Annotated in this window: 18 protein-coding genes; all 18 read left to right on the forward strand. The window is 43.2% G+C overall.

Translation table 11 applies throughout. The annotated features are described in order from the left end of the window. The first annotated feature begins 49 nt into the window (after positions 1–49). Positions 50–1753, forward strand: coding sequence for a proline--tRNA ligase (locus DCC82_RS08085; RefSeq protein ID WP_015863481.1), 1704 nt, complete (start codon positions 50–52; stop codon positions 1751–1753). Between the two features lie 118 nt (positions 1754–1871). Next, positions 1872–6179 (forward strand): PolC-type DNA polymerase III, encoded by a 4308-nt coding sequence (locus tag DCC82_RS08090; RefSeq protein WP_015863482.1) that lies wholly within the window; start codon positions 1872–1874, stop codon positions 6177–6179. A gap of 330 nt (positions 6180–6509) precedes the next feature. After that, positions 6510–6983 carry a ribosome maturation factor RimP gene (gene rimP / locus DCC82_RS08095; protein WP_015863483.1) on the forward strand — a complete coding sequence of 158 codons (474 nt, stop codon included), beginning with the start codon at positions 6510–6512 and terminating at the stop codon, positions 6981–6983. A 24-nt stretch (positions 6984–7007) separates the two neighbouring features. Then, a complete protein-coding gene (nusA, locus tag DCC82_RS08100) occupies positions 7008–8156 on the forward strand; it encodes a transcription termination factor NusA (protein ID WP_015863484.1) in 1149 nt (382 codons plus the stop codon). A gap of 13 nt (positions 8157–8169) precedes the next feature. Beyond that, entirely contained in the window at positions 8170–8460 is a 291-nt protein-coding gene (gene rnpM, locus DCC82_RS08105; RefSeq protein WP_015863485.1) for an RNase P modulator RnpM, read from the forward strand. After that, positions 8450–8752, forward strand: a complete 303-nt coding sequence (locus DCC82_RS08110) for a YlxQ family RNA-binding protein (protein WP_015863486.1) — start codon at positions 8450–8452, stop codon at positions 8750–8752. Before rnpM ends, DCC82_RS08110 begins: the two co-directional genes overlap by 11 nt. A 19-nt stretch (positions 8753–8771) precedes the next feature. After that, on the forward strand, positions 8772–10970 hold the full coding sequence (gene infB / locus DCC82_RS08115; RefSeq protein WP_015863487.1) for a translation initiation factor IF-2: 2199 nt from the start codon (positions 8772–8774) through the stop codon (positions 10968–10970). Beyond that, the gene (locus DCC82_RS08120; RefSeq protein ID WP_015863488.1) at positions 10967–11245 is read left to right on the forward strand and encodes a DUF503 domain-containing protein; all 279 of its coding nucleotides are present in this window, start codon (positions 10967–10969) and stop codon (positions 11243–11245) included. Before infB ends, DCC82_RS08120 begins: the two co-directional genes overlap by 4 nt. Before the next feature lie 15 nt (positions 11246–11260). Beyond that, complete coding sequence (gene rbfA / locus DCC82_RS08125; RefSeq protein WP_015863489.1) at positions 11261–11641, forward strand: 30S ribosome-binding factor RbfA; 381 nt, start codon at positions 11261–11263, stop codon at positions 11639–11641. 75 nt (positions 11642–11716) lie between these two features. Continuing rightward, a complete protein-coding gene (truB, locus tag DCC82_RS08130) occupies positions 11717–12625 on the forward strand; it encodes a tRNA pseudouridine(55) synthase TruB (protein ID WP_015863490.1) in 909 nt (302 codons plus the stop codon). Positions 12626–12664: 39 nt separating this feature from the next. After that, on the forward strand, positions 12665–13648 hold the full coding sequence (gene ribF, locus DCC82_RS08135) for a bifunctional riboflavin kinase/FAD synthetase (RefSeq protein ID WP_097354743.1): 984 nt from the start codon (positions 12665–12667) through the stop codon (positions 13646–13648). Between the two features lie 90 nt (positions 13649–13738). Continuing rightward, entirely contained in the window at positions 13739–14008 is a 270-nt protein-coding gene (gene rpsO / locus DCC82_RS08140) for a 30S ribosomal protein S15 (protein WP_015863492.1), read from the forward strand. Between the two features lie 158 nt (positions 14009–14166). Continuing rightward, positions 14167–16305: a polyribonucleotide nucleotidyltransferase gene (pnp, locus tag DCC82_RS08145; RefSeq protein WP_062678200.1), complete on the forward strand. Its 2139-nt coding sequence runs from the start codon at positions 14167–14169 to the stop codon at positions 16303–16305. An 89-nt stretch (positions 16306–16394) separates the two neighbouring features. Next, complete coding sequence (locus DCC82_RS08150; RefSeq protein ID WP_062678199.1) at positions 16395–17360, forward strand: polysaccharide deacetylase family protein; 966 nt, start codon at positions 16395–16397, stop codon at positions 17358–17360. Between the two features lie 13 nt (positions 17361–17373). Beyond that, the gene (locus tag DCC82_RS08155) at positions 17374–18615 is read left to right on the forward strand and encodes a M16 family metallopeptidase (RefSeq protein ID WP_108430426.1); all 1242 of its coding nucleotides are present in this window, start codon (positions 17374–17376) and stop codon (positions 18613–18615) included. A gap of 107 nt (positions 18616–18722) precedes the next feature. After that, complete coding sequence (locus DCC82_RS08160) at positions 18723–18962, forward strand: YlmC/YmxH family sporulation protein (RefSeq protein ID WP_015863496.1); 240 nt, start codon at positions 18723–18725, stop codon at positions 18960–18962. Between the two features lie 142 nt (positions 18963–19104). Then, a complete protein-coding gene (gene dpaA, locus DCC82_RS08165) occupies positions 19105–20007 on the forward strand; it encodes a dipicolinic acid synthetase subunit A (RefSeq protein WP_015863497.1) in 903 nt (300 codons plus the stop codon). Then, the gene (locus tag DCC82_RS08170; RefSeq protein ID WP_015863498.1) at positions 20008–20604 is read left to right on the forward strand and encodes a dipicolinate synthase subunit B; all 597 of its coding nucleotides are present in this window, start codon (positions 20008–20010) and stop codon (positions 20602–20604) included. Positions 20605–20692 lie beyond the last annotated feature (88 nt).

Genomic DNA, 20692 nt, shown 5'->3' on the forward strand with positions numbered 1-20692 from the left:
TTCCTTCTTTCCTTGAACAAAAGAGATAGAGAAAAAGAGGTGCGAGAAGATGAGACAAAGTCAGTCATTTATCCCAACATTGCGTGAAGTGCCTGCAGACGCAGAAGTGAAAAGCCATCAGCTGTTGTTGCGCGCTGGATTTATTCGACAAAGCGCAAGCGGTGTATATACGTTTTTACCGCTTGGCCAGCGCGTATTGCAAAAAGTAGAGGCGATCATTCGTGAGGAAATGAATCGTGCCGGAGCGATCGAATTGCTCATGCCGGCGCTGCAGCCAGCGGAATTATGGCAGCAATCCGGCCGCTGGTATTCGTACGGTCCGGAGCTTATGCGCCTGAAAGACCGTCATGAACGCGATTTTGCGCTTGGACCGACGCATGAGGAAATAATTACGGCGCTTGTGCGTGACGAAGTGAAAACATATAAGCGCCTGCCGCTTACGCTTTATCAAATTCAAGTAAAATTCCGTGATGAAAAACGCCCGCGCTTCGGTTTATTACGCGGCCGTGAATTTATTATGAAAGACGCCTATTCGTTCCATACGTCACAAGAAAGTTTGGATGAAACATACAATAAAATGTATGAAGCGTATTCGAACATCTTCCGCCGCTGTGGTTTAAATTTCCGCGCCGTCATTGCTGATTCCGGAGCGATTGGCGGAAAAGATACGCATGAATTTATGGTATTATCGGAAATCGGTGAAGATACGATCGCCTATTCCGATGCTTCTGATTACGCGGCAAATATCGAAATGGCCCCTGTTATTACTACATATGAAAAAAGCGATGAGCCGCTTCGCAAATTGGAAAAAGTGCATACACCGGGGCAAAAAACAATAGAAGAAGTAGCTTCCTATTTACAGGTGACGCCAGAAAAATGCATCAAGTCATTGCTCTTTAAAGTGGACGACCGTTACGTACTTGTACTTGTCCGCGGCGACCATGAAGCAAACGATGTAAAAGTGAAAAACTTATTTGACGCATCGGTCGTAGAGCTGGCAACACCGGAAGAAACGAAGCAAGCAATGAACTGTGAGGTCGGTTCGCTCGGTCCAATCGGTGTTAGCGAATCTGTTACCATCGTTGCCGATCACGCGGTAAAAGCAATTGTCAATGGTGTATGTGGGGCGAATGAGGAAGGATATCATTATATTGGCGTCAATCCAGAGCGTGATTTTACCATTTCTGAATATGCAGATTTACGTTTTATTCAAGAAGGAGATCCGTCTCCAGATGGAAAAGGCACGATTCGCTTTGCCCGCGGCATTGAAGTTGGCCACGTGTTTAAATTGGGCACGCGTTACAGCAAAGCGATGAACGCGACTTATTTAGATGAAAATGGACGTTCACAAACGATGATTATGGGCTGCTACGGCATCGGCGTTTCCCGGTTAGTGGCTGCGATTGCCGAGCAATTTGCCGACGAAAACGGTCTTGTGTGGCCGGCATCAGTTGCTCCTTTCCACGTCCATCTTATTTCGGTGAATGCAAAAAATGAGGAGCAGCGTCAGCTTGCTGACGAATGGTATGAAAAGCTTGGACAAGCCGGCTTTGAAGTATTATATGATGACCGTCCGGAGCGCGCTGGCGTCAAATTTGCCGACAGCGATTTAATCGGAATTCCGATTCGGGTGACAGTTGGAAAGCGCGCTAATGAAGGAATTGTGGAAATAAAAGTGCGCCAAACAGGCGAGTCAATGGAAGTGTCTGTAGACGAACTGATCGACACGATTCGACGTCTTTTACAACAATAAATATAGATTTTGAAGGGCTGTGCTGGTGAAAAGTAGAAATGTTACTTTTCAGACAGCCCTTCTGTTATTATATTAGGAGAGATGTGTAATCATTTTGAGAGGGGAAAGGATCGACGTCATGTTAACGAACGAGCAAAAAGAGCGATTTCAAGTGTTGTTGCAGCAGCTTGAATTGACGTCTGACGAATTTGTTCCGTATTTCTCTGAGGCAGGCATTCAAAAGCTTGTCATTGAAAAGGAGAAAAAATGTTGGCATTTCTATTTTTTGCTGCCGAAAATTTTGCCTTATCAGGTTTATCAACTGTTTACACAAAAGCTTGTTCATGCGTTCCATCATATCGCAAATGTGAAATATACAATACAAACGATCGATTCCCATTTTACGGAATCGGATGTGCGTGACTATTGGACGCTCTGTTTGCAAGAGTTGCAAGAAGGGGTCTCGCCGCTTTTATCGTTGCTTCATGAGCAAGTTCCGACTGTAAAAGGAAATAAACTATATGTTACTGCTCGCAATGATGCAGAAGCAATGGCGGTGAAGCGCCGCTTCGCCAAAAAAATAGCTGAAGTATATCAATCGTTTGGTTTTCCGCTTTTGCAGCTGGAAATAGAAGTCAAACAGTCAGAAAAAGATTTTGAGCAATTTATAGCGCAAAAACAGCAAGAAGATGCGGAACGTGCCTTAGCGGCATTAACGGAGATGACGAAAGAAACGAAATCGGAAACAGCAGGCAATGCGCCGGCAGGGCCGCTTATTATCGGTTATCCAATTAGAGAAGAAGAGGAAATTCGCACGCTAGACAGCATCGTCGAAGAAGAACGCCGCGTCGTTGTACAAGGATATGTGTTTGACGCGGAGATCAATGAGTTAAAAAGCGGACGGACGTTATTAACACTAAAAATCACCGATTATACAAACTCGATTTTAGTAAAAATGTTTTCACGCGATAAAGAAGATGCCGCACTGATGGCGGATGTAAAAAAAGGAATGTGGGTAAAGGTAAGAGGGAGTGTGCAAAATGATACGTTCGTCCGTGACCTTGTGTTAATCGCCAACGATATAAACGAAATAAAGGCGAAAGAACGCCAAGATACCGCTCCGGAAGGAGAAAAACGGGTGGAACTTCATTTGCATACGCCGATGAGCCAAATGGATGCGGTCACTTCCGTTACGAAGCTCATTGAACAAGCAAAAAAATGGGGCCACCCAGCGATCGCTGTTACGGACCATGCTGTTGTGCAGTCATTTCCAGAAGCGTACAGTGCCGCAAAAAAATACGATATGAAAGTATTGTACGGCGTCGAAGCAAACATTGTCGATGACGGCGTGCCGATCGCCTATAACGAAGCGCACCGCTTGCTTTCCGAGGACACGTACGTCGTCTTTGACGTGGAAACGACCGGTCTATCGGCGGTGTATAATACGATTATTGAACTTGCCGCTGTGAAAGTGAAGGACGGAGAAATTATCGACCGCTTTACTTCATTTGCCAACCCGCATCATCCGTTATCGATTACAACGATCGAGCTGACAGGCATTACCGATGACATGTTGAAAGATGCCCCAGATGTCGAAGAAGTGCTGCGCCAGTTTTACGACTGGATGGGCGATAGCATCCTTGTCGCACATAATGCTAGCTTTGACATTGGATTTTTAAATGTCGGCTTTACGAAACTCGGTCTTGGTAAAGTGACGAATCCGGTTATTGATACACTTGAATTAGCGCGGTTTTTATATCCAGAATTGAAAAATCACCGTTTAAACACGCTATGTAAAAAATTTGATATCGAGCTAACCCAGCATCACCGAGCGATTTACGATGCAGAAGCGACTGGATATTTGCTTATGCGCCTATTAAAAGACGCGCAAGAACGAGGAATTTTATATCATGACGAATTAAATGAACGTTCGAAGGAAGAAGTGTCGTATCAACGATCCCGTCCGTTCCATGTGACATTGCTTGCGCAAAATGACATTGGATTAAAAAATTTATTCAAACTCGTTTCTTTATCACATGTGAAATATTTTTACCGGGTCCCGCGCATTCCTCGCTCAGTGCTTCAGCAGCATCGTGAAGGAATTTTAGTCGGTTCCGGCTGTGATAAAGGAGAAGTATTTGACAATATGATTCAAAAAGCGCCGGAAGAAGTCGAAGAAATCGCGAAATTTTACGATTTTCTCGAGGTGCATCCGCCGGAAGTGTACAAACCGCTGATTGAAATGGATTACGTAAAAGATGAAAATATGATCAAGGAAATTATCCGCAAGATCGTGATGCTCGGGGAAAAATTAAACATTCCTGTCGTTGCAACTGGAAACGTTCATTATTTAAATCCAGAAGATAAAATTTACCGAAAAATTTTGATTCACTCCCAAGGCGGAGCAAATCCGCTCAACCGTTATGAGCTGCCGGATGTATATTTTCGGACGACGGACGAAATGCTCAAGTGCTTCTCTTTTTTAGGAGAAGAAAAAGCAAAAGAAATCGTCGTTATGAATACGCAAAAAATCGCTGATCTTATTGGCGAGGTAAAGCCGATTAAAGATAAGCTGTATACGCCGCGCATTGAAGGGGCGGAAGAGGAAATTCGCGAAATGAGTTATCGGCGCGCCAAAGAAATTTACGGTGATCCGCTGCCGGAAATTGTTGAACAGCGCTTGGAGAAAGAGTTAAAAAGCATTATCGGACACGGCTTTGCCGTCATTTATTTAATTTCCCATAAACTCGTAAAAAAATCGCTTGATGACGGCTACCTTGTCGGTTCGCGCGGATCTGTCGGCTCCTCTTTTGTCGCGACGATGACAGAAATTACAGAAGTAAATCCGCTGCCGCCGCACTATGTTTGTCCGAATTGCAAGCACTCGGAATTTTTCAATGACGGTTCGGTCGGTTCAGGATTTGACTTGCCGGATAAAAATTGTCCAAAATGCGGCACAAAATATAAAAAAGATGGGCATGATATTCCGTTTGAAACGTTCCTTGGCTTTAAAGGGGATAAAGTTCCGGATATCGACTTGAACTTCTCCGGGGAATATCAGCCGCGCGCCCATAACTATACGAAAGTATTGTTCGGAGAAGATAACGTATATCGCGCAGGAACGATCGGTACGGTGGCTGATAAAACGGCTTACGGTTTTGTCAAAGGGTATGCGAGCGATTTGAATTTGCAGCTGCGCAGTGCGGAAATCGACCGTCTTGCCGCGGGATGTACCGGAGTAAAACGGACAACCGGGCAGCATCCAGGAGGCATTATCGTCGTTCCGGATTATATGGATATTTACGATTTTACGCCAATTCAATATCCAGCTGACGATACGAGTTCCGAATGGCGCACGACGCATTTTGATTTCCATTCGATTCATGACAATCTTCTGAAGCTAGATATTCTTGGGCACGACGATCCGACGGTAATTCGTATGCTCCAAGATTTAAGCGGCATTGATCCAAAAACGATTCCGACGGACGATCCGGAAGTGATGAAAATTTTCAGCAGTACTGAATCACTTGGCGTCACGCCGGAACAAATTATGTGCAATGTCGGCACGCTCGGTATTCCAGAATTCGGAACGCGCTTTGTCCGGCAGATGCTTGAAGAAACGAAGCCAAAGACATTTTCCGAGCTGGTGCAAATTTCCGGCCTTTCCCATGGAACGGACGTCTGGCTTGGAAACGCTCAAGAGTTAATTCAAAACGGCACTTGCACCCTTTCTGAAGTAATTGGCTGCCGCGACGACATTATGGTTTATTTAATTTATCGCGGGCTTGAGCCGTCGCTTGCCTTTAAAATTATGGAATCGGTGCGGAAAGGAAAAGGGCTAACGCCGGAATTCGAAGAAGAAATGCGCAAACATGATGTGCCGGAATGGTATATTGAATCATGTAAAAAGATTAAATATATGTTTCCGAAAGCGCACGCTGCCGCGTACGTATTAATGGCGGTTCGCATTGCTTACTTTAAAGTGCATCATCCGCTTTTGTACTATGCTTCTTATTTTACAGTGCGTGCGGAAGACTTTGATTTGGACGCGATGATTAAAGGTTCTGCGGCGATTCGCAAACGCATCGAAGAAATTAATGCGAAAGGATTGAACGCGACGGCAAAAGAAAAAAGCTTGTTGACGGTATTAGAGGTCGCTTTAGAAATGTGTGAACGCGGATTCTCGTTTAAAAACATCGACCTTTACCGTTCACAGGCGACCGAATTCGTCATTGACGGCAATTCGCTTATTCCGCCATTTAACGCCATTCCGGGTCTTGGGACAAACGTGGCGCTCAACATCGTCCGTGCTCGCGAAGAAGGAGAATTTTTATCAAAAGAAGATTTACAGCAGCGCGGAAAACTTTCAAAGACGCTCATCGAATATTTAGAGAGCCGCGGTTGTCTTGATTCGTTGCCAGACCATAACCAGCTTTCCTTATTTTAAAGTCATCTTATCGCGTTGTCAGCGCTAAACAGATTAGCAAATAGGCTTTTCGTTTGTAACGGCATATAGCGCAAAACCGATGTCCCATTTTCAGCCGGACCTTAAAAAATCCTTGACAAATAGGATCTCGTTTTGTTTTCCCATTGCAATATATTTTCCAATATGTTATAGTTTTAGTGGAAATGGTAAAGATAATGGGTAAGGAAAGAGTGGGGAAACCCACTCTTTCGTCTTGAATGGATGCCAATTGCTTTTCATTCCCCGCAGATTTGCAGGGGATTTTCTCGTTATAACGAACGGATGCAGTTTCTCTATGTTAGGAGGAAAAGAATGAGCAAAAAAGTGACGAATATAGTAGAAGAACTAGTCACTCCAATTCTTGCCGACATGGATTTAGAACTTGTGGATATCGAGTATGTAAAAGAGGGAAAAAATTGGTTTTTGCGTGTCTTTATTGATTCCGATAATGGTGTTGATATTGAACAATGCGGCATGGTGAGCGAAAAGTTAAGTGAAAAACTAGATGAAGTCGATCCAATTCCACACAACTATTTTCTTGAAGTTTCTTCACCTGGGGCGGAACGACCGTTAAAAAAGCCGAAGGACTTTACAAAAGCGATTGGGAAAAATGTATATATCAAAACATATGAACCAATTGAAGGAGAAAAGGAGTTTGAAGGCGAACTTATCGGTTTTGATGGAACAACAGTGTCTGTTACGGTTAAAGACAAAACTCGCAAAAAAACAATCGATATTCCGTATGAAAAAGTGGCGAGCGCAAGACTTGCTGTTATCTTTTTTTAATGGTAAAAGGGGGATTTTCGTTTCATGAATACACAATTACTCGATGCCCTAGCGGATATTATCCGTGAAAAAGGCATTAGCAAAGAAGTTGTGATGGAAGCGATTGAAGCGGCGATCATTTCTGCGTATAAACGCAATTTCGGCCAGGCGCAAAACGTACGGGTTGATTTAAATACAGAAACAGGAACGATCCGTGTATTTGCGCGTAAAGAAGTGGTTGATGAAGTAAATGATCCGCGCCTCGAAATTTCTTTAGAAGAAGCACAACGAATCAATCCGAATTATCAAATCGGCGATGTTCTCGAGTTAGAAGTAACGCCGAAAGATTTTGGCCGCATTGCGGCACAAACAGCGAAACAAGTTGTTACACAACGGGTGCGCGAAGCAGAGAGAAGCGTTATTTATGCTGAGTTTGTTGACCGTGAAGAAGATATCATGACAGGGATCGTACAACGTGTAGATCCTCGTTTTGTTTATGTCAGTCTCGGTAAAACAGAAGCGTTGCTGCCGGCTAGCGAACAAATGCCGAACGAAACATACAAACCGCACGACCGCATTAAAGTGTATATTACAAAAGTGGAAAAGACAACAAAAGGACCACAAATTTTTGTTTCACGCACCCATCCGGGATTGCTTAAGCGTCTTTTTGAACTGGAAGTCCCAGAAATTTATGATGGAACAGTAGAAATTAAATCCATTGCCCGTGAGGCGGGAGACCGCTCGAAAATTTCGGTGCATTCCGACAATCCGGAAGTGGATCCGGTCGGCGCGTGCGTCGGTCCAAAAGGGCAGCGGGTTCAAGCGGTTGTGGAGGAATTAAACGGGGAAAAAATTGATATCGTCCGCTGGTCTGCAGATCCTGTTGAGTTTGTCGCAAACGCATTAAGTCCGGCAAAAGTGTTGCGTGTAATCGTCAATGAAGAACAAAAAGCAACGACCGTAATCGTGCCGGATTATCAGCTGTCATTAGCAATCGGCAAACGCGGGCAAAACGCTCGGCTAGCAGCAAAGCTGACAAACTGGAAAATTGATATTAAAAGCGAATCGGAAGCGAGAGAATTAGGAATCGATCCATATGCGCAATCCACTTTTCTTGATTCAGAAGAGACATCGGTCAATAATGAAAATGACAGCAACCAATCATTCGATTTACAAGAAGAGAAAATCGAGTGAGGGGGGGAGCGAGATGGCTGGTCAAAAGAAAGTTCCGTTGCGAAAATGCGTCGTGACTGGTGAAATGAAGCCAAAAAAAGAAATGATGCGCATCGTCCGCTCAAAAGATGGGGAAGTTTCCATTGATCCGACAGGAAAAAAGGCTGGTCGTGGCGCGTACATTACACTAGATAAAGAATGCATTTTACTAGCAAAAAAGAAAAATATTTTAGCCCATCATTTAAAAACGGAAATTCCTGATGCGCTGTATGATGAGTTGCTTCAGTTGGCAGAAAAGGAGACTGCTGCTGGAAATGAGCAATAACCGATGGGCATCATTATTGGGATTAGCGAATCGAGCACGGAAAGTAACTTCGGGTGAGGAGCTGACGGTCAAAGAAATTCGCAGCGGCAAAGCAAAACTCGTACTTTTAGCGGAGGATGCGTCAGAAAATACAATGAAAAAAATCAAAGATAAATGCTCTTCCTATGGCGTTCCGCTCCGTAAAGTGTCTGACCGTTATACGCTCGGGCATGCGATTGGAAAAGATGCCCGCGTCGTTGTTGCGATTATAGATGAAGGGTTTGCTAACAAACTACTGACGATGCTCGATTGATCTTTATGGGGGTGAATCTATGTCTAAAATGCGTGTATATGAGTACGCGAAAAAAAACAATGTACCGAGTAAAGACGTCATTCATAAATTGAAAGAAATGAATATTGAAGTTACCAATCATATGGCAACGTTGGAACCAGAAGTTGTCGAAAAGCTTGATCATACGTACAACAAAAAAAATGAGCGGCCGCAAGCTTCTGCTCCAAAGGAAAAACAAAAGGCGCCAGTAAAACCGAAAAATTATGTCGATGATTTTGATGACGAAGATGAAGAAGTAGTGAAAACAAAAGTTCCGAAGAAAAAATCGGCAAACAAAAAGAAAGAAGGAAAAAAACACGATTTGCAATTACAGCAGCAAGAAAAGAAAATTTTCCATCAACAGAAAAAGAAAATTAAAGGGAAGGCAAAAGCGAAAGAACAGCAGCCTGTACAACAAGAGCAGCCAATGAAAAAAGAAAAAGAGCTTCCTAAGAAGATTACGTTTGAAGGAACATTAACGGTTGCCGAACTAGCGAAAAAACTTGGGCGCGAACCTTCAGAAATTATTAAAAAGCTATTTATGCTCGGCGTTATGGCAACGATCAATCAAGAGTTAGATAAAGATGCGATCGAACTTATTTGTTCCGATTACGGAGTAGAAGTCGAAGAAAAAGTAGTCATTGATGAAACGAATTTTGAATCGATCGAAATTGTCGATGATCCTGAAGATTTAGTGGAACGTCCGCCGGTCGTCACGATTATGGGGCACGTTGACCATGGGAAAACGACGCTATTGGATTCGATTCGTCACTCCAAAGTGACGGAGCAAGAAGCAGGGGGTATTACGCAACATATTGGTGCATATCAAGTGACAGTGAACGATAAAAAAATTACGTTCCTTGATACGCCAGGACATGAGGCGTTTACAACAATGCGGGCAAGAGGAGCGCAAGTAACCGATATTGTTGTCCTCGTTGTTGCTGCGGATGATGGGGTGATGCCGCAAACAGTAGAAGCAATTAACCATGCGAAAGCGGCAAATGTCCCAATTATTGTTGCCATCAATAAAATGGATAAGCCGGATGCCAATCCAGATCGCGTGATGCAAGAATTAATGGAGTATAATCTTATTCCGGAAGAATGGGGCGGAGATACGATCTTCTGTAAACTGTCAGCAAAAACAGGAGAAGGTATTGACAATTTATTGGAAATGATTTTGCTTGTTAGCGAAATGGAAGAATTAAAAGCAAATCCAAATCGTCGTGCAACCGGAACTGTTATCGAGGCAAAACTGGATAAAGGCCGTGGACCAGTGGCAACGTTGCTTGTTCAAGCAGGAACGTTGCATGTCGGCGACCCGATTGTTGTTGGCTGCACATACGGCCGCGTGCGGGCGATGGTCAACGATACAGGGCGTCGTGTGAAAGAAGCAGGTCCTTCGACACCGGTGGAAATCACTGGTCTTCACGAAGTACCGCAGGCTGGAGACCGTTTCATGGTGTTTGAAGATGAGAAGAAAGCGCGGCAAATCGGAGAAGCGCGCGCACAAAAACAATTAATGGAACAACGCAACATGAAAGCTCGCGTTAGCCTAGATGACCTCTTTGAACAAATTAAACAAGGTGAAATGAAAGAATTAAATATTATTGTCAAAGCGGATGTTCAAGGATCGGTTGAAGCGCTGGTTGCTGCCCTGCAAAAAATCGAAGTCGAAGGAGTGCGCGTCAAAATTATCCATGCCGCTGTTGGCGCGATTACCGAATCGGACATTCTTTTAGCAACGACCTCAAATGCCATTGTCATCGGCTTTAATGTCCGTCCGGACGCCAATGCAAAACGCGTCGCCGAATCCGAAAAAGTCGACATTCGTCTGCACCGCATCATCTATAAGGTTATTGAAGAAATTGAAGCAGCGATGAAAGGAATGCTTGATCCGGAATATGAAGAAAAAGTCATCGGTCAAGCGGAAGTTCGTCAAACGTTTAAAGTATCGAAAGTTGGAACGATTGCCGGATGCTATGTGACAGATGGAAAAATTACGCGTGACAGCAAAGTGCGCCTGATCCGTCAAGGCATTGTCGTTTACGAAGGAGAAATCGATTCCTTGAAGCGCTTCAAAGACGATGTCAAAGAAGTGATGCAAGGATATGAATGCGGTTTGACGATTAAAAACTTCAACGATATTAAAGAAGGAGACGTTATTGAAGCGTACATTATGCAGGAAGTGGAAAGAAAATGATCGGCTTTGTCGCCTGTGAATGTGTAATTTATGATGCGCAATCATTAAAAGAAAAACGTGCTGTGTTACAACGAATAATGACACGGTTAAAACAAAAGTATAATATATCTATAGCCGAAATCGATCACCAAAACGTATGGCAGCGGACTACGCTCGGGATTGTCGCGATTACGTCCAATCGGGTGACAACCGAGCGGGAGCTGCAGCGAGCGCTTGCTTTGATCGATTCCTTCCCGGAATTGGAAAGAACGGTTACGACATTTGAGTGGTTTTAATCGAGGTGATTGGCAATGAATTTACGGGCTACACGTGTCGGTGAACAAATGAAAAAAGAATTAAGCGATATTATTGGTCGCAAATTAAAAGATCCACGTATCGGTTTTGTCACTGTTACTGATGTGCGCGTCACAGGCGACTTACAACAAGCAAAAGTGTATATCAGCGTGTTAGGTGATGAAGAACAACGCCAAAACACTTTAAAAGGGCTGGAAAAAGCAAAAGGATTTATCCGCTCCGAAATTGGGCAGCGCATTCGCTTGCGGAAAACACCAGAAATATTTTTCGAAATTGATGAATCAATCGAATACGGCAATCGCATTGAGCAATTAATCCGCCAAATTTCCACTGAGCACGAAGGCGGGAAAAAAGAAGAGGAAAACAAAGAGGAATAATGGATAGACAATTTGTCTATCCATTTCCATTATGTACATAATACATAAGTTATTTTACTAAGAAAGGGTGCGCAAATGGACGGAGTATTACTATTGCATAAACCGCCTGGAATGACATCACATGACTGTGTTGCACGCATTCGCCGGATGCTGCAAATAAAAAAGGTAGGGCATACAGGGACGCTTGATCCAAATGTATCGGGAGTATTGCCGATTTGCATTGGCAAAGCGACGCGCATCGCTGAGTTTTTAACAGGGGCTACGAAAACATATGAGGGGGAGGTTACACTAGGGATTGCTACGACAACGGAAGACAGCACAGGTGAAATCATCGCAAAACAAAAGGTAGACCGTGTTATTCCACGCGATGAAATCGAAGCGGTGTTCCGTCAATTGACGGGAGAAGTTGCGCAAACGCCGCCAATGTATTCCGCGGTAAAAGTGAAAGGAAAGAAACTATACGAATATGCGCGTGCGGGCATTGAAGTCGAGCGGCCGACTCGCATTGTGACGATCCATGAACTAACATTGCTTGATGAAAGAGACGCGTTTGCAGGAGACATCGTTTCGTTTCGTTTTCGTGTCACTTGCAGCAAAGGTACATATATTCGTACATTAGCAGTGATGATCGGCGAACGTCTTGGCTACCCAGCCCATATGTCCGACCTTGTTCGTACTGCATCCGGTCCATTTTCCTTGCAAGATTGCGTCACATTTGAACAATTAGAGCAGTACATAGAGAGCGGCCAACTGAAGTCGATTTTACTGCCGATTGGCAAAGCACTTTTTCATTTGCCGAAATATGAAATAAATGATAAAGTAGCAGAGAAAGTAAAAAACGGAGCAATATTGCCGCTTCCAGCTTTTTTACAGTCGCTCGAGGGACCGGTATTAATGATAAGCAAGCAAAGAGAGGCACTTGCCCTTTATATAAAACATCCTACTAAACCTCACTTAATGAAACCGTTAAAAGTACTTCGATGATAAGGAAAGTTGCAAAAAAACAGAAGGTGATTAAAGAAAATGAAAACATTGTTTATTTCGCATCCCCATCATATAAAAAAAGAAAAGCTACCCCCTACTGTTATGGCGCTTGGCTATTTTGACGGCATTCATCTTGGGCATCAGGAAGTGATCCGTACGGCGGTGAACATTGCGGCGGAGAAAGGATATAAAAGCGCAGTAATGACGTTTCATCCACATCCTTCCGTTGTGCTTGGAAAAAAAGAGCAGCATACCCATTTCATTACGCCGTTAAAGAAAAAAGAACAGCTAATTGCCCAACTTGGCGTCGATTTTTTATATATTGTTGAGTTTACTCCTGCGTTTGCACAACTGTTTCCGCAACAATTTGTGGATCAGTATATTATCGGTTTTCATGTGAAACACGTTGTTGCTGGCTTTGATTTTACTTACGGGCGTCTTGGAAAAGGAACGATGGAGACATTGCCATTTCATTCGCGTGATCAATTTACGCAGACGGTGGTTCCAAAATTGAGCATTGCCGGAGAGAAAATAAGCTCCACTTATGTTCGAAAGTTGCTGAAAAACGGAGAGGTAGAGCAACTGCCGCGTTTGCTCGGCCGCTTTTATGAAGTGGAAGGAACGGTTGTTAACGGCGAACGCCGCGGAAGAACAATTGGATTTCCAACGGCAAATATTGCGTTAAATGATGATTATTTATTGCCGGCCGTTGGTGTATATGCCGTGAAAGTAAAAATCGGGACGGCCGTATTTGAAGGAGTGTGTAATGTTGGATATAAACCGACTTTTCATTCCACCCGTGAAGGAATGCCGAATATCGAGGTGCATATTTTCGATTTTGCGAAAGACATTTATGGGGAAACGATGACGATTGAGTGGCATGTGCGCTTAAGAAGTGAACAAAAATTTGCAAGCGTGGATGAATTGGTTGCGCAAATTCAGCGGGATAAAGAAAAAGCGCAAGCATACTTTCGCAATTTCACCGAAAACACTTGCATTTTATCGCAAAAAGAGGTATTCTAATGAATGTATGTAAAATAACCATTGCTTGGCAAGTCGAGTCACCGCCGCTTGCTAGGTAATTGGGGTTTATAAACGAGGAGGTGAATAAGGATGGCATTATCACAAGAGCGTAAAAGAGAAATTATCGAGCAGTTTAAAATTCATGAGAACGATACAGGTTCTCCGGAAGTGCAAATTGCTATCCTTACAGAGCAAATCAACAATTTAAATGAACATTTACGCGTTCATAAGAAAGACCATCATTCACGTCGCGGATTGCTGAAAATGGTCGGTAAACGCCGTAACTTATTGACTTATTTACGCAATAAAGACATTGCGCGCTATCGTGAGTTGATTAACAAACTTGGATTACGTCGATAAAAAAAGCGGGAGCATTCCCGCTTTTTTGCTAGTTATATAAGCGATTTTTCGCTATGATTAATAAATAGGAACTGATACATTGCCAATGATTCGTCCATACTAACAGTATATACATTCGTTTATTTTCGATTTGTACATAGAGAGGAGTACTCGTTTATATGGAGCAAGAAAAACGCATTTTTTCCATAGACTGGGCTGGACGGCCGCTTGTCGTGGAAATTGGCCAATTAGCGAAACAAGCGAATGGAGCGGTATTAGTCCGTTATGGCGACACAGTGGTATTAAACACAGCAACGGCATCAAAAGAAGCAAAAAACGTCGACTTTTTTCCACTAACGGTCAACTATGAGGAGCGTCTTTATGCGGTTGGTAAAATTCCGGGAGGATTTATTAAGCGGGAAGGACGTCCTAGTGAAAAAGCGATTTTAGCAAGCCGTTTAATTGACCGGCCAATTCGTCCATTGTTTGCGGAAGGATTCCGCAATGAAGTGCAAATCGTTTCGATGGTCATGAGTGTAGACCAAGATTGTTCTCCGGAAATGGCGGCGTTATTCGGTGCGTCACTTGCCTTAACGATTTCGGATATTCCGTTTGAGGGACCGATTGCCGGTGTTACAGTCGGCCGTGTGGATGGAGAGTTTGTGATTAATCCGACTGTCGAACAATCGGAAAAAAGCGATATTCATCTTGTTGTTGCCGGCACGAAAGACGCGATTAATATGGTCGAAGCTGGAGCGGACGAAGTGCCGGAAGAAGTGATTTTAGAAGCGATTATGTTCGGACATGAAGAAGTAAAACGGCTGATCGCTTTCCAAGAGGAAATCGCCGCCCAAGTAGGCAAAGAAAAAATGGAAGTAGTTCTTTATGAGCTTGATCCTCAACTAGAAGCAGAAATTCGCCAACTGGCGGAAGAGGATATTAAACGAGCTGTTCAAGTGCCAGAAAAATTGGCGCGTGATGCAGCGATTGAGGAAGTAAAAGCTAGTGTCATCGCAAAATACGAAGAACAAGAAGCAGATGAAGAAACATTAAAACAAGTAAATGAAATTTTGCATAAACTTGTTAAAGAAGAAGTGCGGCGGCTTATTACCGAAGAAAAAATACGTCCGGACGGCCGTAAGATTGACGAAATTCGGCCTCTCTCCTCTGAAGTCGGCGTATTGCCGCGCACGCACGGTTCAGGGCTGTTTACGCGCGGACAGACGCAAGTGCTTAGTGTTTGTACGTTAGGAGCGCTTGGCGATGTACAAATATTGGACGGGCTTGGTATTGAAGAAACGAAACGGTTTATGCACCACTATAACTTCCCGCCATTTTCGGTTGGCGAAACAGGACCGATGCGCGGTCCAGGCCGCCGTGAAATTGGACACGGAGCGCTTGGAGAACGAGCGTTAGAACCGGTCGTTCCATCTGAAAAAGAATTTCCATATACCATTCGCCTTGTTTCCGAAGTGCTAGAATCGAACGGTTCGACATCTCAAGCTAGCATTTGTGCAAGCACGCTCGCGATGATGGATGCAGGTGTCCCGATTAAAGCACCGGTAGCGGGAATCGCGATGGGACTTGTGAAAAACGATGACAATTATACGATTTTGACAGATATTCAAGGCATTGAAGACCATCTCGGAGATATGGATTTTAAAGTAGCGGGTACGGCAAAAGGCGTCACCGCTTTGCAGATGGATATTAAAATTAAAGGCTTATCTCGTAAAATATTAGAAGAAGCGCTCCAGCAAGCGAAAAAAGGTCGTATGGAAATTTTAGAACATATGATGCAAACGATCCGCGAGCCGCGCAAAGAGTTGTCGAAATACGCTCCGAAAATTTTAACGATGCAAATTAATCCAGAAAAAATTCGCGAAGTCATCGGCCCAAGCGGAAAACAAATTAATAAAATTATTGATGAAACCGGCGTAAAAATTGATATCGAACAAGATGGAACAATTTTCATCTCGTCTGTCAACGAAGCGATGAACCAAAAGGCGAAGCAGATTATCGAAGATATCGTTCGCGAAGTCGAAGTCGGGCAAATTTATTTGGGTAAAGTGAAGCGCATTGAGAAATTTGGGGCATTTGTTGAATTGTTCAACGGCAAAGACGGTCTCGTTCATATTTCCGAATTAGCAGAAGAGCGTGTCGGAAGAGTGGAAGATGTCGTTTCGATCGGCGATGAAATTTTAGTAAAAGTAATGGAAATTGATAAACAAGGACGCGTTAATTTATCGCGAAAAGCAGTATTGCGCGAGAAAAAGGAAAAAAAAGGCAAACGTCCGGAACGGCATAGAATGAAGCCTTAGGATTTCGCTCCTTAAGGCTTCTTTGTTGTGGGGGAAAGTTCTATCTTGTCCCTTCTTCACATATTTGTAGTATAAAAGGAGGGACAGATGTGAACAGAAATTATACCCGCTATTTATCGGTGGCGATTATGTTTTTCTTTGTTTGGGTCATCATCAATCAGCCACCAGTGAGCCAATATATTACCGTTTTTTTGCAAAAAGAGAATATTATGGCTATGAAAGAAGCCGATAAGCTCTATGCAGAAATTGTAGAAAAAGCAAAACAGTATGAAATTCCCCCACAAGATGCGGTCATCGATCGAGTATGGAAAGCAACGCCTGGTTATAACGGATTAAAAATCGATGTGCAAGCTTCGTATGAAAATATGAAAAAGGAAGGAAAGTTTGATGAACGGAAGCTTGTGTACAAACAAGTTCCTCCACGTGTTCATTTAGGAGATTTGCCGCCAGCACCGATTTATCGGGGACATCCGGATAAACCGATGGTCGCATTTCTCATCAATGTGGCATGGGGAAATGAGTATATTCCGAAAATGCTCGATATTTTAAAAAAGCATAACGTGAAGGCAACGTTTTTTTTGGAAGGACGTTGGGTAAAAAATCATCCTGATATGGCAAAAATGATTGTAGATGCTGGTCACGAAATAGGAAATCATTCATATAGCCATCCTGACTTTAAGTCGCTAGATAATGAAAAAATCCGCAAGGAACTAGTCAAAACGAACGAAATCATCGAAGCGACAACCGGGGTGAAATGCAAATGGTTTGCTCCTCCAAGCGGGAGCTATCGTGATGATGTCGTGAAAATCGCCGCTGATTTAGATATGAAAACAATTATGTGGAGCGTCGATACAATTGATTGGCAAAAACCGTCTCCATCTGTTATAGTGAGACGGGTAATGTCCAAAGTTCATCCCGGTGCAATGATTTTGATGCATCCAACGCTATCAACTGCCGAGGCGCTTGAGCCGCTTATTATTTCGATTCAGCAAAAAGAATATGAAATTGGTAATGTGTCTACATTATTAGACGAAAAGAGAATTGTACAAAAATAGGAGGAACGTGATGTTGATTAATAAATATACTTGCAAAAACGGAGTACGAATCGTGCTAGAACAAATTCCGACAGTGCGTTCTGTCGCGATCGGGATATGGATTGGAACAGGTTCACGCAATGAGACGGAGCAAAATAATGGAATTTCACACTTTTTAGAACATATGTTCTTTAAAGGGACAAAAACGCGCACGGCAAGAGAGATTGCCGAAGCGTTTGACAGTATTGGCGGTCAAGTAAATGCGTTTACTTCTAAAGAATATACTTGCTATTATGCCAAAGTATTAGATGAGCATGCATCATTTGCTCTCGAAATGTTAGCAGATATGTTTTTCCATTCTACTTTTGTTGATGAGGAATTACAAAAGGAGAGAAATGTCGTACTAGAAGAAATTAGAATGTATGAAGATACACCGGATGATATTGTTCATGATTTATTAAGCAAAGCTTGCTATGCGAATCATCCGCTTGGTTATCCAATTTTAGGAACGGAAGAAACGCTGCGCACGTTTACGGGCGATTCGCTGCGCGGATATATGGCTGATTATTATACTCCAGACCGTGTTGTCATTTCTATTGCTGGAAATGTTGATGAAAGTTTTATTCAGCAAGTGGAAAGCTATTTCGGTTCTTTCACGGCAAAACAAAAAGCTAGCGAATCGCAAGCGCCGTTATTTCAGCCGCAAAAATTAGTGCGGCAAAAAGATACGGAACAGGCGCATTTATGTATCGGATTCAACGGGCTTCCTGTCGGCCACCCAGATATTTACACATTAATTATTTTAAATAATATTTTAGGGGGCAGCATGAGCAGCCGTCTTTTCCAAGAGGTCCGTGAACAGCGCGGTTTAGCGTACTCGGTCTTTTCTTATCACTCTTCTTACCAAGACAGCGGCTTATTAGCGATTTATGCCGGAACAGGCAACAACCAGCTTGATTTGTTATTTGAAACGATCCAAGAAACGATCGACAAATTAAAAGAAGATGGAATTACCGAAAAAGAACTAAACAACAGTAAAGAACAAATGAAAGGAAGTTTAATGTTAGGCTTAGAAAGCACAAACAGCCGGATGAGCCGCAACGGCAAAAATGAATTGTTGCTTGGCCGCCATCGTTCTCTTGATGAAATTATTGAGGAAATTAATAGCGTAACAGTGGAAAAAGTGAATGAACTTGCACGCTCTATTTTTAATGAAGATTACGCGCTTGCCTTAATTAGTCCAAGCGGTCAATTACCGAACCGAATCAGTTCGTAAGCAAGTTGATAGCAACATCGTTGTGCGAAAATGCCTGCTAAAATGCAGGCATTTTTTTATTTTCCTCATCTTACAATAATAGAAAGAAAAGAAAGGAGGAGAACGCGGTGAGGTTAAGCGAGTTAAGCGGCAAAGAAATTGTGGATGCAAGACGCGCCGAACGGCTAGGGGTGCTAGGACAGACGGATTTGGAAATCAATGAGCAAACTGGGCAAATTCAAGCGTTGCTCATTCCGACAGGAAAATGGTTTGGATTTCGGAAAGAGGGGAGCGAAATTCGCGTTCCGTGGAAATATATAAAAAAAGTTGGTACGGATATGATTATTATCGATTTTCCGGATGAATGATCAAGAGTGCATGTGATCGCCAAAGGCGGTCACTTTTTTCTTTTAAACTGGAGATATTCACCTACAATTCCTTTTTTACATAAGATGTGAAAAGAAATAAAGCTAAAATATAAGTTTCGCATAAAGAAGGTGAGTATACACGATGATGCTAACAGGCATGCATATTGCCATTATAGGTGGGGACGCAAGGCAATTAGAAGTCATACGCAAATTAATTGAGCTAGATGCGAAATTGTCTTTAGTTGGCTTTGATCAATTAGCGCATCATTTTACGGGAGCGACAAAGTTGAGAATAGATGAAGTCGATTTCGCCGATTTAGATGCGATTATTTTGCCGGTTCACGGAACAACTCCGGATGGAAAAGTAAATACCGTGTTTTCGCATGAACCAATTCCCTTTACAGAAGAAATGATGTTAAAAACACCGAAGCATTGCACGGTCTATTCCGGAATTAGTAATAGCTACTTGGACAATTTAATGAAAACCATCGACCGCAAATATGTTCAATTATTTGAACGCGACGATGTAGCGATTTATAACTCGATTCCAACCGCAGAGGGAACGATCATGATTGTCATTCAGCATACCGATTTTACGATTCATGGTTCTCGCGTAGCGGTCCTTGGGCTTGGGCGCGTCGGCATGACGGTTGCACGTACATTTGCTGCACTTGGTGCAAAAGTGAAAGTAGGGGCACGCCGCTCGGAGCATCTGGCCCGCATTACAGAAATGGGTCTTACCCCGTTTCATCTCAATGATTTAGAAAAAGAAGTGCAGGATATCGATATTTGCATTAATACCGTTCCGCATTTAATCGTAACGGCAAGTGTCATCGCAAAAATGCCGGCGCATACGCTTATCGTTGATTTAGCTTCAAGGCCTGGCGGCACCGATTTTCGTTACGCCGAAAAGCGTGGAGTAAAAGCGATCCTCGCACCAGGGCTGCCGGGAGTTGTTGCGCCAAAAACAGCAGGGCAAATTATCGCAAATGTTCTTTCACAACTATTATATACAGATTTAGAAAAAAGAAAGGGGAATGTGTAAATGAGTTTAAAAGGAAAGCGAATCGGATTTGGGTTGACAGGTTCTCATTGCACGTATGATGCGGTCATGCCGGAAATTGAAAAATTAGTAAACGAAGGAGCAGAAGTATTGCCAATTGTTACGTATACGGTAAAAACGACAAACACTCGCTTTGGCGAAGGAGAAGAATGGGTGAAGAAGCTAGAAGAAATAACAGGAAACGAAGTGATTGATACGATTGTCAAAGCAGAGCCGCTCGGTCCGAAAATTCCGCTTGATTGTATGGTTATTGCCCCACTGACAGGAAACTCGATGAGCAAACTTGCTAACGCGATGACAGATTCGCCTGTATTAATGGCAGCAAAGGCAACGATGCGTAATCACCGCCCAGTTGTTCTTGGCATTTCCACGAATGATGCGTTAGGATTAAATGGGGTAAACTTAATGCGCCTAATGGCGGCGAAAAATATTTATTTTATTCCGTTTGGCCAAGACGCCCCGCATACAAAACCGAATTCGATGGTGGCAAAAATGTCGCTGTTGCGTGATACGGTCCTCGCCGCATTAGAAGGAAGACAGCTTCAGCCGGTCATTATTGAAAAATTCCGGGATCAATAAGCAATCGATAGAAAACTCACGAGAACATCCGCCGGAAGCCCACTGCTTTAGCTGTAGGAGGAAGGCGGGGTTTATATTTTCAGTATAT

Origin of the sequence: Geobacillus sp. LYN3 (assembly GCF_003064505.1) — a bacterium.
Lineage (GTDB): Bacteria > Bacillota > Bacilli > Bacillales > Anoxybacillaceae > Parageobacillus_B > Parageobacillus_B toebii.

What these genes read in the sequence shown, in the direction of transcription:
- rimP (WP_015863483.1), top strand. Translation starts at nt 6,510, where the DNA reads ATGAGCAAAAAAGTGACGAATATAGTAGAAGAACTAGTCACTCCAATT.
- DCC82_RS08090 (WP_015863482.1), top strand. Translation starts at nt 1,872, where the DNA reads ATGTTAACGAACGAGCAAAAAGAGCGATTTCAAGTGTTGTTGCAGCAG.
- DCC82_RS08120 (WP_015863488.1), top strand. Translation starts at nt 10,967, where the DNA reads ATGATCGGCTTTGTCGCCTGTGAATGTGTAATTTATGATGCGCAATCA.
- rnpM (WP_015863485.1), top strand. Translation starts at nt 8,170, where the DNA reads ATGGCTGGTCAAAAGAAAGTTCCGTTGCGAAAATGCGTCGTGACTGGT.
- DCC82_RS08085 (WP_015863481.1), top strand. Translation starts at nt 50, where the DNA reads ATGAGACAAAGTCAGTCATTTATCCCAACATTGCGTGAAGTGCCTGCA.
- nusA (WP_015863484.1), top strand. Translation starts at nt 7,008, where the DNA reads ATGAATACACAATTACTCGATGCCCTAGCGGATATTATCCGTGAAAAA.
- rbfA (WP_015863489.1), top strand. Translation starts at nt 11,261, where the DNA reads ATGAATTTACGGGCTACACGTGTCGGTGAACAAATGAAAAAAGAATTA.
- dpaA (WP_015863497.1), top strand. Translation starts at nt 19,105, where the DNA reads ATGATGCTAACAGGCATGCATATTGCCATTATAGGTGGGGACGCAAGG.
- ribF (WP_097354743.1), top strand. Translation starts at nt 12,665, where the DNA reads ATGAAAACATTGTTTATTTCGCATCCCCATCATATAAAAAAAGAAAAG.
- rpsO (WP_015863492.1), top strand. Translation starts at nt 13,739, where the DNA reads ATGGCATTATCACAAGAGCGTAAAAGAGAAATTATCGAGCAGTTTAAA.
- infB (WP_015863487.1), top strand. Translation starts at nt 8,772, where the DNA reads ATGTCTAAAATGCGTGTATATGAGTACGCGAAAAAAAACAATGTACCG.
- DCC82_RS08170 (WP_015863498.1), top strand. Translation starts at nt 20,008, where the DNA reads ATGAGTTTAAAAGGAAAGCGAATCGGATTTGGGTTGACAGGTTCTCAT.
- DCC82_RS08110 (WP_015863486.1), top strand. Translation starts at nt 8,450, where the DNA reads ATGAGCAATAACCGATGGGCATCATTATTGGGATTAGCGAATCGAGCA.
- pnp (WP_062678200.1), top strand. Translation starts at nt 14,167, where the DNA reads ATGGAGCAAGAAAAACGCATTTTTTCCATAGACTGGGCTGGACGGCCG.
- truB (WP_015863490.1), top strand. Translation starts at nt 11,717, where the DNA reads ATGGACGGAGTATTACTATTGCATAAACCGCCTGGAATGACATCACAT.